This is a genomic window from Pseudomonas sp. dw_358, assembly GCF_018449655.1.
Lineage (GTDB): Bacteria > Pseudomonadota > Gammaproteobacteria > Pseudomonadales > Pseudomonadaceae > Aquipseudomonas.
The window spans coordinates 19,444-34,908 of record NZ_JAAVUX010000012.1 but is presented as its reverse complement, the minus strand read 5'-3'; the positions used below and the strand labels follow the sequence as shown (position 1 = coordinate 34,908).

The 15,465-nt window shown below is 62.2% G+C and carries 19 protein-coding genes; 13 read left to right on the top strand and 6 right to left on the bottom strand.

Features of this window, described 5'->3' with window-relative positions; genetic code table 11:
• Positions 1 to 594, bottom strand: coding sequence for a septation protein A (locus HB675_RS17540; protein WP_213879810.1), 594 nt, complete (start codon positions 592 to 594; stop codon positions 1 to 3).
• 72 nt (positions 595 to 666) lie between these two features.
• Between HB675_RS17540 and HB675_RS17535 the strand changes: the two genes are divergently transcribed.
• The 7 genes from HB675_RS17535 (at position 667) to arfB (ending at position 5,785) form a co-directional block, all read left to right on the top strand.
• Positions 667 to 1,527, top strand: coding sequence for a PHP domain-containing protein (locus HB675_RS17535; RefSeq protein ID WP_213879808.1), 861 nt, complete (start codon positions 667 to 669; stop codon positions 1,525 to 1,527).
• 16 nt (positions 1,528 to 1,543) lie between these two features.
• Complete coding sequence (locus HB675_RS17530) at positions 1,544 to 2,173, top strand: L-threonylcarbamoyladenylate synthase (protein ID WP_213879806.1); 630 nt, start codon at positions 1,544 to 1,546, stop codon at positions 2,171 to 2,173.
• A gap of 126 nt (positions 2,174 to 2,299) precedes the next feature.
• Positions 2,300 to 2,998, top strand: coding sequence for a ScpA family protein (locus HB675_RS17525; protein WP_213880007.1), 699 nt, complete (start codon positions 2,300 to 2,302; stop codon positions 2,996 to 2,998).
• A gap of 12 nt (positions 2,999 to 3,010) precedes the next feature.
• Positions 3,011 to 3,832 carry an SMC-Scp complex subunit ScpB gene (scpB, locus tag HB675_RS17520; RefSeq protein WP_213879804.1) on the top strand — a complete coding sequence of 274 codons (822 nt, stop codon included), beginning with the start codon at positions 3,011 to 3,013 and terminating at the stop codon, positions 3,830 to 3,832.
• Positions 3,833 to 3,836: 4 nt separating this feature from the next.
• Positions 3,837 to 4,028 (top strand): DUF1289 domain-containing protein, encoded by a 192-nt coding sequence (locus HB675_RS17515; RefSeq protein WP_213879802.1) that lies wholly within the window; start codon positions 3,837 to 3,839, stop codon positions 4,026 to 4,028.
• Positions 4,029 to 4,140: 112 nt separating this feature from the next.
• Positions 4,141 to 5,358: a 23S rRNA pseudouridine(2605) synthase RluB gene (gene rluB / locus HB675_RS17510; RefSeq protein WP_213879800.1), complete on the top strand. Its 1,218-nt coding sequence runs from the start codon at positions 4,141 to 4,143 to the stop codon at positions 5,356 to 5,358.
• 13 nt (positions 5,359 to 5,371) lie between these two features.
• Positions 5,372 to 5,785 (top strand): alternative ribosome rescue aminoacyl-tRNA hydrolase ArfB, encoded by a 414-nt coding sequence (gene arfB / locus HB675_RS17505; protein ID WP_345945776.1) that lies wholly within the window; start codon positions 5,372 to 5,374, stop codon positions 5,783 to 5,785.
• On the opposite strand, the gene HB675_RS17500 is transcribed toward arfB, so the two are convergent.
• The 5 genes from HB675_RS17500 to HB675_RS17480 form a co-directional block, all read right to left on the bottom strand.
• Positions 5,782 to 6,981: an MFS transporter gene (locus HB675_RS17500; protein ID WP_213879796.1), complete on the bottom strand. Its 1,200-nt coding sequence runs from the start codon at positions 6,979 to 6,981 to the stop codon at positions 5,782 to 5,784. The two genes, arfB and HB675_RS17500, sit on opposite strands and share 4 nt — an antisense overlap.
• A 115-nt stretch (positions 6,982 to 7,096) precedes the next feature.
• Positions 7,097 to 7,279, bottom strand: a complete 183-nt coding sequence (locus HB675_RS17495) for a hypothetical protein (protein WP_213879794.1) — start codon at positions 7,277 to 7,279, stop codon at positions 7,097 to 7,099.
• Positions 7,280 to 7,361: 82 nt separating this feature from the next.
• Positions 7,362 to 7,508: a hypothetical protein gene (locus HB675_RS17490; RefSeq protein ID WP_213879792.1), complete on the bottom strand. Its 147-nt coding sequence runs from the start codon at positions 7,506 to 7,508 to the stop codon at positions 7,362 to 7,364.
• A 77-nt stretch (positions 7,509 to 7,585) separates the two neighbouring features.
• Positions 7,586 to 7,930 (bottom strand): 4a-hydroxytetrahydrobiopterin dehydratase, encoded by a 345-nt coding sequence (locus tag HB675_RS17485; protein WP_213879789.1) that lies wholly within the window; start codon positions 7,928 to 7,930, stop codon positions 7,586 to 7,588.
• A gap of 274 nt (positions 7,931 to 8,204) precedes the next feature.
• Positions 8,205 to 8,465 carry a DUF2790 domain-containing protein gene (locus HB675_RS17480; RefSeq protein WP_213879787.1) on the bottom strand — a complete coding sequence of 87 codons (261 nt, stop codon included), beginning with the start codon at positions 8,463 to 8,465 and terminating at the stop codon, positions 8,205 to 8,207.
• A gap of 420 nt (positions 8,466 to 8,885) precedes the next feature.
• Between HB675_RS17480 and acs the strand changes: the two genes are divergently transcribed.
• The 6 genes from acs (at position 8,886) to HB675_RS17450 (ending at position 15,440) form a co-directional block, all read left to right on the top strand.
• The gene (gene acs / locus HB675_RS17475; protein WP_213879785.1) at positions 8,886 to 10,841 is read left to right on the top strand and encodes an acetate--CoA ligase; all 1,956 of its coding nucleotides are present in this window, start codon (positions 8,886 to 8,888) and stop codon (positions 10,839 to 10,841) included.
• Positions 10,842 to 11,279: 438 nt separating this feature from the next.
• On the top strand, positions 11,280 to 12,056 hold the full coding sequence (locus HB675_RS17470; protein ID WP_213879783.1) for an ABC transporter substrate-binding protein: 777 nt from the start codon (positions 11,280 to 11,282) through the stop codon (positions 12,054 to 12,056).
• A 99-nt stretch (positions 12,057 to 12,155) separates the two neighbouring features.
• Positions 12,156 to 12,845, top strand: coding sequence for an ABC transporter permease (locus HB675_RS17465; protein WP_213879781.1), 690 nt, complete (start codon positions 12,156 to 12,158; stop codon positions 12,843 to 12,845).
• Positions 12,842 to 13,540, top strand: coding sequence for an ABC transporter permease (locus HB675_RS17460; RefSeq protein ID WP_213879779.1), 699 nt, complete (start codon positions 12,842 to 12,844; stop codon positions 13,538 to 13,540). Before HB675_RS17465 ends, HB675_RS17460 begins: the two co-directional genes overlap by 4 nt.
• Before the next feature lie 4 nt (positions 13,541 to 13,544).
• Positions 13,545 to 14,654: a M14 family metallopeptidase gene (locus tag HB675_RS17455; RefSeq protein ID WP_213879777.1), complete on the top strand. Its 1,110-nt coding sequence runs from the start codon at positions 13,545 to 13,547 to the stop codon at positions 14,652 to 14,654.
• Positions 14,655 to 14,675: 21 nt separating this feature from the next.
• Complete coding sequence (locus tag HB675_RS17450; RefSeq protein ID WP_213879775.1) at positions 14,676 to 15,440, top strand: ATP-binding cassette domain-containing protein; 765 nt, start codon at positions 14,676 to 14,678, stop codon at positions 15,438 to 15,440.
• Positions 15,441 to 15,465: the final 25 nt, after the last annotated feature.

Here is a 15,465-nt window from a genome sequence, read left to right as displayed (position 1 = left end):
TCAATCCTTGGTTTTGGGGGCGGGCTCGACATCGTGCAGGTGCCGTGACAGGTAGATGCCCTGGCCCACGAGGAACAGCAGGGTCATGCCCAGACTGCCGAACACCTTGAAGTCGACCCAGTAGGCCTGGAAGGTAAAGGCAACAAACAGATTGGCCGCGCCGCAAAAGATGAAAAAGATGATCCAGGCGATGTTCAGGCGGGTCCAGACCGGGTCCGGCAAGGTCAGGGCATGGCCCATCAGGCGCTTGATCAACAGCTTGTCGCCGATGAAGTGGCTGCCGATGAAGGCCACCGCAAACACCCAGTTGACCACTGGCGCCTTCCATTTGAGGAAGGTCTCGCTGTGGAAGGCCAGGGTCAGGCTGCCGAAGATCAGGCAGCCGAGGAGCGTGGCCCACTGGCCTTTTTCCAGGCGCCGCTGGGTGATGAAGAGAATACCGTACACCACCACGGAGGCCGCGATGAGCACGGCCGTGGCGCTGAAGATACCGCCGAGGGTAAAGCTGTGACCCGCCAGGTCGACCGTGCGCGGGTCGAGCTTGAACACGATGAAGAACAGGATCAGCGGGATGAAATCGATCAATTGTTTCACAATGGCAGCCAGAAGCAGGGTGTGACGGGCATAATAACAAACATCAATGACTGCGAAAGCGAAAGCACCTCCATGATGATCGATCTGCACTGCCACAGCACCGCTTCCGACGGCGCCCTGTCGCCCACGGCGCTGGTGGAGCGGGCGTTCGAGAAGGGTGTGCAAACCCTTGCCCTGACTGATCACGATACACTTGAGGGCCTGGCCGAGGCCCGTGAAGCCGCCCATGCCCGGCAAATGCAGTGGATCAGCGGGGTGGAAATGTCCTGCACCTGGGGCGGCGCCACCATTCATGTGCTGGGTTACGGGTTCGATCTGCAAGCGCCGCCGCTGCTGGCCGCTGTCGAGCAACTGCACACCGGGCGCTGGCTGCGGGCCGAGGAAATCAGCCGCAAGCTTGCCCTCAAGGGTATGCCGGGCGCGCTCGAAGGCGCACGGGCGATTCAGCAGGAACTGGGTAACAGCGCCAATGCCCCGGCCCGTCCACACTTCGCCGATTTTCTGGTGCGTGAGGGCTACGTTTCCGACCGCGCCGAAGCGTTCCGCAAGTGGCTGGGGGCTGGCAAGCTGGGCGACGTCAAGCTGCACTGGCCGACCCTGGAGGACACCGTCGGCATGCTCCGCCGGTCGGGTGCCTGGGTCAGCCTGGCCCATCCACTGCATTACGATTTTACCCGCGGCAAGCGTCGCCGCCTGATAGCCGACTATATTCAAGCGGGCGGCCATGCCATCGAAGTGGTCAACGGCATGCCGCCCGCCGAGCAGGTAGGCACCTTGTCCATCCTGGCCCGCGAGTTTGGTCTGCTGGCGAGCGCCGGCAGTGATTTTCATGGCCCGGGCGCCTGGTCGGAGATCGGCGTCTACCGGGCATTGCCCGAGGACCTGCCGCCCTTGTCGGCCCGGTTCAAATATGAGCAATCACTTCCCGTTTGATGAACAGGTAAACCACGTGAGTCAATTTTTTCAGATTCACCCTGAGAATCCGCAGGCGCGCCTGATCAAACAGGCGGTGGAGATCATCCGCGGTGGCGGAGTGGTGATCTATCCCACCGATTCGTCCTATGCCGTGGGTTGCCAGATCGGCGACAAGGGCGCCATCGAGCGTGTGCGCAAATTGCGGCAGCTGGACGACAAGCACAATTTCACGCTGATCTGCCGCGATCTGTCGCAACTGGGCCTGTTCGCCAAGGTCGACACGGCGGCGTTCCGCCTGCTCAAGGCGCACACCCCGGGCCCCTACACCTACATCCTCAATGCCACTCGCGAAGTGCCGCGCCTGTTGCTGCACCCCAAACGTCGCACCATCGGCTTGCGGGTGCCCAACCATCCGATCGCTCATGCGTTGCTGGAGCAGCTGGGCGAGCCGCTGATGAGTGTCAGTCTGATCATGCCCGGCGACAGTGAGCCCATGAGCGACCCCTATGAAATGCGTCAGGCCCTGGAACACCAGGTCGACCTGATCATCGACGGCGGTTTCGGCGGGGTGTCGGCTTCCACTGTGATCAACCTGGCCAATGGCGACCCGGAAGTGGTGCGCGTCGGCTGTGGCGACCCGACGCCGTTTCTGGTCGAAGCCTGAGTGAGCGATCTGAGCGAGGCGCCAGCGCCGGCGGCCGCCGAGTTGCCGCAGCAGCTCCAGCTGGCGCTGGTCTATGGCCAGGCCGTAACCGAACTGCCGGTGGATCTGTACATTCCGCCGGATGCGCTGGAAGTCTTCCTCGAAGCTTTCGAAGGCCCGTTGGACTTGCTGCTGTACCTGATCCGCAAGCAGAATATCGACATCCTCGACATCCCGGTGGCCGAGATCACGCGCCAGTACATGGGCTACGTCGAGCTGATGAAAACCGTGCGCCTGGAGCTGGCTGCCGAGTATCTGGTGATGGCCGCCATGCTCGCCGAGATCAAGTCGCGCATGCTGTTGCCCCGTTCCGCCGAGGCCGAGACCGAAGAGGATGACCCGCGGGCCGAGCTGATCCGCCGCTTGCAGGAATACGAGCGCTTCAAGGCGGCTGCCGAGGGTATCGAAGGCCTCAAGCGGGTCGGTCGCGATATCTTCATTCCCAGGCTCGATGCCCCCCAGGCCAAGGCGCGCAAGCTGTTGCCCGAAGTCACCCTGCCGGAGCTGCTGCTGTCCATGGCCGAGGTGCTGCGCCGGGGCGACATGTTCGAGAGCCATCAGGTCAGCCGCGAAGCGCTGTCCACTCGCGAGCGCATGAGCGATGTGCTGGAAAGGCTCAAGGGCGGCGGCTTCGTGCCGTTCAGCGAGCTGTACACGGCCGAGGAGGGCAAGCTCGGGGTGGTGGTGACCTTTATGGCGATTCTTGAGCTGGTCAAGGAATCGCTGATCGAACTGGTGCAGAATGAGCCATTTGCCGCCATCCACGTACGGGCTAGAGCCGAGTAGAAGAATCGACCCATGAACCTTAGCGAACCCCGCGATCTGGCGCCCCTGCTGGAAGCCTTTCTGCTCGCCTCGGGCAAGGCGCAATCCTTGGAGCGGCTCTACGAGCTGTTCGAAGAGGCTGAGCGCCCCGAACCGCCGGTGTTCAAGAAAGCCCTGGAACTGTTGCGCAAGTCCTGTGACCACCGCGCCTTCGAGTTTGTCGAAGTTGCCTCTGGCTACCGCTTGCAGATCCGCGAGAAGTACGCGCCCTGGGTTGGCCGCCTGTGGGAAGAACGCCCCCAGCGCTACTCCCGTGCGCTGCTGGAAACCCTGGCGTTGATTGCCTATCGCCAGCCCATTACCCGTGGCGAAATCGAGGAGGTGCGCGGTGTTGCGGTCAACAGCAACATCGTCAAGACCCTGCTCGAGCGCGAATGGGTGCGAGTCGTGGGCTATCGCGATGTGCCTGGCCGGCCGGCGATGTTTGCCACCACCAAGACCTTTCTCGACGACTTCAACCTGAAGAACCTCGACGACCTGCCGCCGCTGGCCGAGCTGCGGGAGATCGAACCCGAGCCGATGGTGCAACTACCCGACGATGACGATCCACCGGTGCCGGCTCACCTGCAGGCGCTGGCCGACGCCAGCGCCGACCCGGACGCGCGGGAAGAGCCTCGCGAGCAGACCAATTTCCGCACGTTGCTGGTCGAACTGGACGCCATGGAAGACGGTCTGAAGACGGACTTCGACGATTTGCTGATCGAGACGCCGGTCTCCGCCTTCGACGAGAGCGAGGACGATGGCCTGGGTCTGGAGCAGCCGTTCGAGGACGACCCTGACCCTCGCCGCGAGTGACCCCATGAGTTCCAGCAAGAATCCCTGCACCGGGCTATGCAAGTTCGACGACGATGTCTGCCTGGGTTGCGGCCGCACCAAGCGCGAGGCCAAAGGCTGGAAGAAGATGGACAAGGACGAGCGCGGCGAGGTGGTGCAACAGGCCAAGGCCCGGCTCAAGGCCATGAAAGGCGGCGGTCGTCGAAAAAAGAAATAAACCTGCTAGGCTCAGGTGCGTAACGTGCGCCATGAGCGTATGATTCGCGACCCTTCGGCCGCCCCTCTTCAGGTGCGGCCACGATTCATTGACCCACCGGGAGGTGCTTAGCATGTCTGTAAAAGATCAAACCGAAAGCCAGGAAATCGGCCCCGCCGGCGAGAAACTGCAAAAGGTCCTGGCCCGTATCGGCGTCGGCTCTCGGCGTGACGTCGAAGCCTGGATCGCCCAGGGCCGCATCAAGGTCAACGGCGTGGCCGCCAGCCTTGGCCTGCGCGTCGACCTGCACGACGCCATCACCGTCGATGGCAAGGTGATCAAGCGCGAAGAAGCCGCCGAAACCGTGCGCCGCGTCATCATCTACAACAAGCCCGACGGCGAGATCTGCACCCGTGACGACCCGGAAGGCCGCCCTACCGTATTCGATCGCCTGCCGCGTCCGAAAGAAGGTCGCTGGATCAACATCGGTCGCCTGGACATCAACACCACCGGTTTGCTGATGTTCACCACCGACGGCGAGCTGGCCAACCGCTTGATGCATCCGTCCTTCGAAATGGACCGCGAGTACGCCGTACGCGTACGCGGTGAAGTCGATGACGACATGCTTCTGCGCTTGAAGAACGGCGTGATCCTCGAAGACGGTCCGGCGCGTTTCACCGATATCCAACAGGCGCCGGGCGGCGAAGGTTTCAACCACTGGTACCACTGCGTGGTGATGGAAGGTCGCAACCGCGAAGTGCGTCGTCTGTGGGAATCCCAGGGCCTGGTGGTCAGCCGGCTGAAGCGCGTGCGCTTCGGTCCGGTGTTCCTCAACTCGGACCTGCCCATGGGCCGCTGGCGCGAACTGAGCCAGGGTGAAGTCGATATCCTGGCCGGTGAAGTCAACCTGACGCCGGTGGCCATGCCGAACATGACCGCCAAGACCAAAGACAAGATGGAGCGCCTGCAGCGCAAGTCGTCCCGTCCTCTGGGGCGTGGCGAGCGTGTGGTGCGGACCTTGCGTCCGGCCCATGACGAATCCACCCCGGCCGGTAGCCGCCCGGTTCGCACCCCGCGCGCGCCGCTGGAGCAGGAAGGCAGCAACCGTCCGACACGCAAGGACGACGCCCGTCGCTCCGAGCCGCGCAAGCCGGCCGCACGCAAGGACTCCCGTGGCACGCCAGTGGCGGACCGCCCGGTGGACAACAAGCGCCCGGCCAAGCCGGCCGCCAAGCGTCCGGGCATTCGTCTGGTGGACGATGCACCTTCGGGCAAGCGTCGTGGCCCGGCGGCCGGTGCCGGTCAGCGCCCAGGCTTCGGCAAGCGCACGCCGAAGCCCAAGTCCGAGTAAGCAGGCGTCGGCCGTGCTGGAAATCTCCGCCAACGTGCAACTGGCCGATGCCGAAATCGAACTGAGCGCCATTCGCGCTCAGGGCGCCGGTGGGCAGAACGTCAACAAGGTCTCCAGCGCGGTGCACCTGCGCTTTGACATCCAGGCTTCATCCCTGCCGCCGTTCTACAAGGAACGGCTGTTGGCGTTGCGCGACAGTCGCATCACCAGCGACGGCGTGATCGTCATCAAAGCCCAACAGTACCGTACCCAGGAACAGAACCGGAACGATGCCCTGGAGCGTCTGCGCGAGTTGATTCTGGCCGCGACCAAGGTCGAAAAGGCGCGCCGGCCGACCAAGCCGACGCGCAGTTCCAAGGTGCGGCGCCTGGATGCCAAGAGCCAGCGCGGCTCGATCAAGGCAGGCCGCGGGAAAGTCGATTTCTAGAGCTTTTCTTCTGCGTGGTGAGGGCGAATTCTGGCCTGCCTGAACAGGTAGAAACTCAGGCTCAGGCCGCTCATGGAAGCCATCGCCGCAAACAGGAAGATCGACGAAAAGCCGAAGCCTGACGCAATCGCTCCGGCCAGCGGTCCTGTTATTCCCAGCGACATATCGACGAACAGCGAGTAGGCGCCCACTGCCGCGCCACGGCTGGACGCGGGCACCAGTTTCATCGCCTCCACGCCCAGCGCCGGGAATACCAGCGAGAAGCCGAAACCGCTCAAGCCAGCACCGATCAGGGCGAGGTTCGGCGTGGGCGCCAGCCACAGCACCAGCAAACCGATGCTTTCCACGGTCAGGCAGCCGATGGCCACCGGAAAGCCGCCAATGCGGTTGATGAAGCTGGCGAACAGCAGGCGCGCGAGAATGAAGCTGCTGCCGAACAGCGTCAGGCACAAGGCCGCATTGGGCCAGCTGTGGGAACCGTAATACAGGGTGATGAAGGTGGCGATGGTGCCGAAGCCGATGCCACCCAGGGCCAGGCCCATGCCGTGGGGAAACACCACCCCCAGCACGTGCATGAACGGCAGGCGCACGCCTTGCACGATAGGCGCGGGCTCCTTGTTCCAGGCCAGTCGCACGCCAATGGCCGAGAGCAGTATGATCGCCACCCCCATGCTCCACAGCCCCAGCGCATGCACCAGCACGACCCCCAGCGGCGCACCGATGGCCAGGGCGCCATAGTTGGCGATGCCGTTCCAGGAAATGACCTTGGCGGTGTTGGCCGCCCCGACCCGGCCGATGCCCCAGCCGATAGCGCCGGCGCCCACCAGGCTTTCGGCAAAACCCAGGACGATGCGGCCGACGAACAGGCTGCCCAGGCTGAACATCGGCCAGGCGTGGGTGAAGGCCGAGACCAGCATGAACACGCCGCTCGCGCCACAGCCGAACAGGCCATAGATCACGGCCTTCTTGGCGCCGCTGTTATCGATGATTTTGCTGGAGTAGGGCCGGCTGAACAGGGTGGCAAAGTACTGCACACTGATCACCAGGCCAGCGATCACGGCGCCAAAGCCCAGATCGGTGTGCACATAGCCAGGCAGCACGGCCAGCGGGATGCCGATGTTGAGGTAGCCGATAAAGGTGAAGACAACGATGGAAACGACTTGCAGCGTGACCGCCATGGGGCGCTGGTTGGGCATGAGGCATTCCAGGTTTCGCAAAAAGTTACAGTCTAGACGCCCCGACTTGGGCTCGGGGACACAGCATAGAGTCTTGTCGCTAACACTATGTTCAACGTCGGCTTCAATATCGGCTTCAGTGCCGGTCCGGTGTAATGAGTTTGGTGGCGACCAGTGCCGCGAGGGCATTTTCGCGGGTGCCGAAACGGGCCAGCAACGCGGCCTGACGGTCAGCGGGCAGGCGGTTCCAGACCAGGATCATCTGCTGGGCAGCTTCGATCATCTGCACGGCCTGGGCTTCATCGAGGGTGTCGGTCATGGGGAGGGGCCTGCTGTCGAACAGTGGAAACCGGGACCCGTTCAAGCCGATGGGCCGCCGCCGTTTCCACATCATCGAAGGTTTAGCGCGCCTGATCCTTGCGGTCGGCGTGATGGGGTTGCGTAGGGTCGCCTTGCTCGCTGTCCACTTGTTGCTCGCGGCTCGATTGGGCGGGGGTCTGCTCGGGTTCGTGCAGGCTTGGGAAGGGGAAGTTCGGGATCTCGTGCATCGTCGTCACTCCTCGCAAGGGCTGGTTGAAGTTAGTGCAGCGCCGCAAGGATACCTCAGTCGGTGTGACATTTTGGATTAAACCTCGGTCACGACCCTGTCTGTACGTGCCGCCAGGATGAAATCATTGCGATGCAGCCCTCGGATCGAGTGGGTCCACCAGGTCACGGTGACCTTGCCCCATTCGGTCAACAAGGCCGGATGATGGTCCTCGGCCTCGGCAACCTGGCCGACGGCGTTGGTGAATGCCAGCGCCTGGCGGAAGTTCTTGAACGTGTAGACCTTCTCCAATTGCATCACGCCGTCGCGCACCTCGAGCTTCCAGCCCGCAATCTCCTTGAGCAGGTGCGCCCGCTCTTCGTCGCTGACCTTCGGTGCATCGTTACCACAGGCTTCACATCGGGCTTGGGACAAGGCACTCATAGGGTTCTTCTCCTGTCATCAGGTGGGAATCTTGCGGCATGCAGGCCCAGCTTCGTGGCCTGTTCGACTATCGCTTGGCGGGTGATCAGACGGTGCCAGGTTTGATGTTCGGCCGGCGAGTCATCAATATAACCCTGCGCATTGGGTACAGGAGCGACCTATAACATCATGTCGCGCTCCTGATAATAAGGTTGTCCGTGGTTTATCAAGTTTAGCGCAGGGTTTGAATACGGCCAGTGTACGGAAACTGGCGCGTCTGGGAGGGCGGGGCCTTTTAACCATTAGAGCAGCCGTTGCCCATGACGCTGTACGCTAATACATGGCGCTGCCCCGCAGAATCCTCGTAGGCCATCTGCATCGGCACCACGCCGCACTCGTTGGGCACTTGCGTGGTGCTGATCACGCGGGCAATGTCCAACTTCATGCCGTACGTATATTGTTGAGGGTTTACCGGTGGAGTCGTGTCCGTCGTGTCACCGGCAGCCAGAGCCACACCGCAGACACTGCTGAGTGCTAAAACAACTAACGTTTTCATGTTGATCGTTACCGTGTTGAGGTCGTCAAAGAGCTCGCGGCCCTTGTGAGGCCACGAGTGAAGCGAAAGTTTGAAACGTTCGAAGGTGCAACGCCATGGTGAATCATCTTAAAAGGTACGACTGACGTGCCTTCGTGGGGCCGGTCAACGGGTCAATCGCATTGCCGTGTTGGCGAGATGGATTCTAGGGCGGGAAGGCCCCGTCAAACAGCGATCCTTTTGATAAACAGTTTTATCCGAATCGGTAACAATGACTTTCGCGGCGGCGCAGCACGGCCCGCAATGTTCATCGAAACGGGGCTGACAAGGCCGTCCCAGAGGGGTATGGTCCAAGTTAATACCATCGTCGAATGGTCAAGTCGGCCCCAGGGCCTTACAAGACTTGTCTACAACAACAAACATTCCACCGAGGTAAGAAAGATGAGTGCGGCTTCTTTGTATCCTGTTCGTCCTGAAGTGGCAGCGGCCACCCTGACCGACGAAGCGACCTACAAGGCCATGTACCAGCAGTCAGTCATCAACCCGGATGGTTTCTGGCGTGAACAGGCCCGGCGCCTTGACTGGATCAAGCCGTTTGATGCCGTGAAGCAGACTTCCTTTGATGACCACCACGTGGACATCAAGTGGTTCGCCGACGGCACCCTCAACGTCTCCTACAACTGTCTGGATCGCCACCTTGCCGAGCGGGGTGACCAGATCGCGATCATCTGGGAAGGCGACGACCCGGCCGACCACCGCAACATCACTTACCGAGAACTCCACGAAGCAGTGTGCAAGTTCGCCAATGCGTTGCGCGGTCAGGACGTGCACCGTGGCGACGTGGTGACCCTTTACATGCCGATGATTCCCGAAGCCGTGGTGGCCATGCTGGCCTGTACCCGCATCGGCGCGATTCATTCGGTAGTGTTCGGCGGCTTCTCGCCTGAAGCGCTGGCCGGGCGGATCATCGACTGCAAATCGAAAATTGTCATCACCGCCGACGAAGGCGTGCGCGGCGGCAAGCGTACGGCGCTCAAGGCCAATGTCGACCTGGCGCTGACCAACCCGGAAACGGCCAGCGTGCAGAAAATCATCGTGTGCAAGCGCACCGGCGGCAACATCGCCTGGCACCAGCACCGCGACATCTGGTACGAGGACCTGATGAAGGTCGCCTCCAGCCATTGCGCGCCGAAAGAAATGGGTGCCGAAGAGCCCTTGTTCATCCTCTACACCTCGGGCTCCACCGGTAAACCCAAGGGCGTGCTGCACACCACCGGTGGCTACCTGGTTTATGCCGCCTTGACCCATGAGCGGGTGTTCGACTACAAGCCAGGGGACATCTACTGGTGCACCGCCGACGTGGGTTGGGTCACCGGCCACAGCTACATCGTCTATGGCCCGTTGGCCAACGGCGCCACCACTTTGCTGTTTGAAGGGGTGCCGAACTACCCGGACATCACGCGCTTGTCGAAGATCATCGACAAGCACAAGGTCAATATTCTCTACACCGCGCCGACGGCCATTCGCGCCATGATGGCCGAGGGCAAGGCCGCTGTGGCGGGCGCCGACGGGTCGAGCTTGCGCCTGCTGGGGTCGGTGGGCGAGCCGATCAACCCCGAAGCCTGGAACTGGTACCACAACACCATCGGCCAGCAGCATTGCCCGATCGTCGACACCTGGTGGCAGACCGAAACCGGCGGCATCCTGATCAGCCCGCTGCCGGGGGCGACGGCGCTCAAGCCAGGTTCGGCCACCAAGCCGTTCTTTGGGGTAGTGCCCGCGCTGGTGGATAACCTGGGCAACATCATCGAGGGCGCCGCCGAGGGCAACCTGGTGATTCTGGACTCCTGGCCCGGGCAGTCTCGCAGCCTGTACGGCGACCACGACCGTTTCGTCGACACCTACTTCAAGACCTTCCGCGGCATGTACTTCACCGGCGACGGCGCACGTCGCGACGAAGACGGTTACTACTGGATCACCGGGCGTGTGGATGACGTGCTCAACGTCTCGGGTCACCGAATGGGTACGGCGGAGATCGAAAGCGCCATGGTCGCCCATCCCAAAGTGGCGGAAGCCGCCGTGGTAGGTGTGCCCCATGACTTGAAAGGGCAGGGGATCTATGTCTACGTGACCCTCAATGGCGGTGAAGAGCCCAGCGAAGCCTTGCGTCTTGAATTGAAGAACTGGGTGCGCAAGGAGATCGGCCCGATTGCCTCGCCGGACGTCATCCAGTGGGCGCCTGGCCTGCCGAAGACTCGCTCGGGGAAAATCATGCGCCGTATCCTGCGTAAGATCGCCACGGGCGAATACGACGCCCTGGGGGATATCTCGACCCTGGCCGACCCTGGAGTGGTGCAGCACCTGGTGGAGACCCATCGGACCATGAAGGTGGCGTAACCGCGCGCGATCATCGGCGGTACAGGACCGAGCTGCGCGGCAAGGCCGCGCCGCCCGCTTCCCGAGCAAGCTCGGCCCTGCCGGTTGGTTCTCCTTGCTGGCCACAACCTCGATATCTATCGGTGTTACCGCTGGCGCCCCAGCCTGGGGCTTAATGACTCAAAACAACGCAAGTCCCTGAATCGCAAACCCCTCCTGTCACGCCGCACTTGCCGCAGTGCAAGGCTTTGCCAATAATAGGCGCGTAATTTGCTTGATAGACCGGTTAGCTTGCTTTTGCGCTACATACCCCGCAACAACTGTCAACACCCTCTATCTGCTTTCTCGATGCTTCTGTAATTACTTGTCGCATTGAAGAAATATCGAGTTACCCCCTGCCGCTAGAATGCCGGTCACTCGCTGACTGGTCGGCGCCCATTTCGCTCATTGGTTGTCCACATGAAAAAACTTGCCCTGCTTGGCGCCCTGGCGCTGTCCGTGCTGTCGGTTACTGCCCTTGCCGACGAAAAACCAATGAAGATCGGCATCGAAGCCGCTTACCCACCGTTTGCGTCCAAAGGGCCGGACGGCAAGATCGTCGGTTTCGACTACGACATCGGCAACGCCCTGTGCGCCGAAATGAAGGTCAAGTGCGTGTGGGTCGAGCAGGAGTTCGACGGCCTGATCCCGGCGCTGAAAGTGCGCAAGATCGATGCCATTCTCTCGTCCATGTCCATCACCGACGAGCGCAAGCAATCGGTGGATTTCTCCAACAAGTACTACAACACCCCGGCTCGCCTGGTGATGAAGGCCGGCACGCCGCTGAGCGAAGGCCTGGCTGAAATCAAGGGCAAGAAGATCGGCGTGCAGCGCGGCTCGATCCATGAGCGCTTTGCCACCGAAGTGTTGAAGCCCCTGGGCGCCGAAGTCGTGCCTTACGGTTCGCAGAACGAGATTTACCTGGACGTGGCCGCCGGACGCCTCGACGGCACCCTGGCCGACGCGACCCTGCTGCAGGACGGTTTCCTCAATACCGATGCTGGCAAGGGCTATGCTTTCGTCGGCCCGGCATTCACCGACGTGAAGTACTTCGGTGACGGCGTGGGCATCGCCGTGCGCAAGGGTGACAAGGCCGATCTGGACAAGATCAACGCCGCCATTGCTGCCATTCGCGCCAACGGCACCTACAAGACCCTCCAGGACAAGTACTTCAATTTTGATATCTACGGCCAATAACGCCGTCCTGATGTTCACCGCCACGGCGCCGGCCCCAGTGACCCTGAGGCCGGCGCCTTTTTTCACGGCAGGTTCGGTTCACAGTCGAGGATCCCTTACATGTTGAATGGCTACGCAGGCGTCATCCTCGATGGCGTATGGCTGACGCTGCAGCTGGCCCTCAGTTCGATGGCACTGGCCATCGTGCTGGGCCTGATCGGTGTGGCAATGCGCCTGTCGCCGGTGCGCTGGCTGGCGCGCCTGGGGGACCTGTACAGCACGGTGATTCGCGGGATTCCCGACCTGGTGCTGATCCTGCTGATCTTCTACGGCGGTCAGAACCTGCTCAACACCGTGGCGCCGATGCTGGGGCACGACGACTACATCGACCTCGATCCGCTGGTGTCGGGCATCGTGACGCTGGGCTTTATCTTCGGAGCCTATCTTTCGGAAACCTTCCGCGGGGCGTTCATGGCCATCCCCAAAGGCCAGGCCGAGGCCGGCATGGCCTATGGCATGAGCAGTCTGCAGATCTTCTTTCGGGTGCTGGTGCCCCAAATGATTCGCCTGGCGATTCCAGGTTTCACCAACAACTGGCTGGTGCTGACCAAGGCCACTGCCTTGATTTCGGTGGTGGGGCTGCAGGACATGATGTTCAAGGCCAAACAGGCGGCTGATGCGACCCGCCAACCCTTCACGTTCTACCTCGCCGTGGCGGCCTTGTACCTGGTGATCACCAGCGTCTCGCTGCTGATCCTGCGGGCGGTGGAGAAACGCTACTCGGCTGGCGTCAAGGTGGCTGACCTATGATCTTCAACTACGTGGTGGTCTGGCAGAGCCTGCCGCTGTACTTCGCCGGCTTGCTGGAAACGCTCAAGCTGCTGGCGCTGTCCCTGGCCTTCGGCCTGATGGCGGCCTTGCCGCTGGCCCTCATGCGGGTGTCGAAACAGCCGCTGGTCAACGGTATCGCCTGGCTCTACACCTATGTGATTCGCGGCACACCGATGCTGGTCCAGCTCTTTCTCATCTACTACGGGCTGGCCCAGTTCGAAGCGGTGCGCAACAGTGTGTTCTGGCCGTGGCTGTCCAGCGCGACCTTCTGCGCCTGCCTGGCCTTTGCCATCAACACCAGCGCCTATACCGCCGAGATCATCGCCGGCAGCCTGCGGGCCACGCCCGCCGGGGAGATCGAGGCGGCCAAGGCGATGGGCATGTCCCGCGCCAGGATGTATCGACGGATCCTGCTGCCGTCGGCCTTGCGCCGGGCGCTGCCGCAGTACAGCAATGAAGTGATCATGATGCTGCAGACCACCAGTCTTGCCAGTATCGTGACGCTGCTGGACATCACCGGTGCGGCGCGCACGGTCAACGCGCAGTTCTACCTGCCCTTCGAGGCCTATATCACCGCGGGTGTGTTCTACCTGTGCCTGACCTTTATCCTCGTACGCCTGTTCAAGCTGGCCGAGCGCCGCTGGCTGGGCTACCTGGCTCCACGCAAGGGCTGACTGCATGCTACGTACCGACATTTCACTGCCGTGGAGCACCCTCGGCACCGAGCGCCTGCTGAGTGTCTTTCGCTTCGGCGAGGGCCAGCGCAAGGCTTACATTCAGGCCAGCCTGCATGCAGACGAGCTGCCGGGCATGCGCACTGCCTGGGAGCTGAAAAAGCGCCTGGGGCAGCTGGAAGCGGCCGGGGCGCTGAAGGGCGTGATCGAGCTGGTGCCGGTGGCCAACCCCATCGGGCTGGGGCAATTGCTTCAGGGTGCCCATCAAGGCCGTTTCGAGTTCGGCAGCGGCAAGAACTTCAATCGCGACTTCTTCGAGCTGAGCGAACCGGTGGCCGAGTTACTGCAGGGCAGGCTCGGTGAGGACGGTCATGCCAACACCTTGCTGATCCGCCAGGCCATGCTCGACGTGCTGGCCGCGCTGCCACCGGCCAGCAGCCAGCTGCAAGGCCTGCAACGGTTGTTGCTGAGCCATGCCTGCACCGCCGATGTGGTGCTGGACCTGCACTGCGACGCGGATGCAGCCCTGCACATGTACGCCTTGCCGCAACAATGGCCACAGTGGCGTTCGCTGGCCGGGCACCTGGGCGTCAAGGTCGGTCTGCTGGCCGAGGACTCGGGCGGCAGTTCCTTCGACGAGGCCTGTTCCTTGTCCTGGTTGCGCCTGCAACGGCTGTTCCCTCAGGCGCAGATTCCCCTGGCGTGCCTGGCGACCACCGTCGAGCTGGGCGGCCAGGCCGACACCGAGCGTGACCAGGCTGTGGCCCATGCCGAAGGCATCCTGGCGTTTCTCGCCGAGCAGGGCTTGATCGACGGTCAATGGCCGGCCGCTGACGGCTGTTGCGAGGCTGTCCCGTTCGAAGGCACCGAACTGCTCTACGCGCCGCATCCCGGAGTGGTCAGCTTTCTGCGTCGGGCCGGGGAGTGGGTCGAGGTGGGTGACCCGCTGTTCGAAGTCATAGACCCGCTGTCCGACCAGGTCAGCACGGTGTGCGCCGGTACGGCCGGCGTGCTGTTTGCCATTGAACGCCTGCGTTACGCGCAACCCGGCTTCTGGCTGGCAAAGATTGCGGGCAGCCAACCTCTTCGTCGCGGGCGACTGCTCAGCGACTGACCGTTTTGCGAGACATACGACATGAACAAACTTGAAGTTCAGGACCTGCACAAACGCTACGGCACCCATGAAGTGCTCAAGGGTGTTTCTCTGGCCGCCAAGGCGGGGGACGTCATCAGCATCATCGGTTCCAGCGGTTCGGGCAAGAGCACCTTCCTGCGCTGCATCAACCTGCTGGAACAGCCGCATGGCGGCAAGATCCTGCTCAACAACGAAGAGCTCAAGCTGGTGCCGGCCAAGGACGGCGGCTTGCGGGCAGCCGATCCCAAACAGTTGCAGCGCCTGCGCTCGCGCCTGTCCATGGTGTTCCAGCATTTCAACCTGTGGGCGCACATGACCGCGCTGGAAAATGTGATGGAAGCACCGGTGCACGTACTCGGCCTGTCGAAGAAGGAGGCGCTGGAAAAGGCCGAGCACTACCTGGCCAAGGTCGGGGTCGGCCATCGCAAGGATGCCTATCCCGGCCACATGTCCGGCGGCGAACAGCAGCGCGTGGCCATTGCCCGAGCGTTGGCGATGGAGCCTGAGGTGATGCTGTTCGACGAGCCGACCTCGGCGCTGGACCCGGAGCTGGTGGGTGATGTGCTCAAGGTCATGCAGTCCCTGGCCCAGGAAGGTCGGACCATGGTGGTGGTGACCCACGAGATGGGGTTTGCCCGTGAAGTCTCGAACCAGTTGCTGTTCCTCCACAAAGGGCGGGTGGAAGAGCACGGTGACCCGCGTGAAGTACTGGCCAACCCGAAGTCCGAGCGCCTGCAGCAGTTTCTTTCCGGCAGCTTGAAGTAAGCTGACCCCACTTGAGTCCGGATCA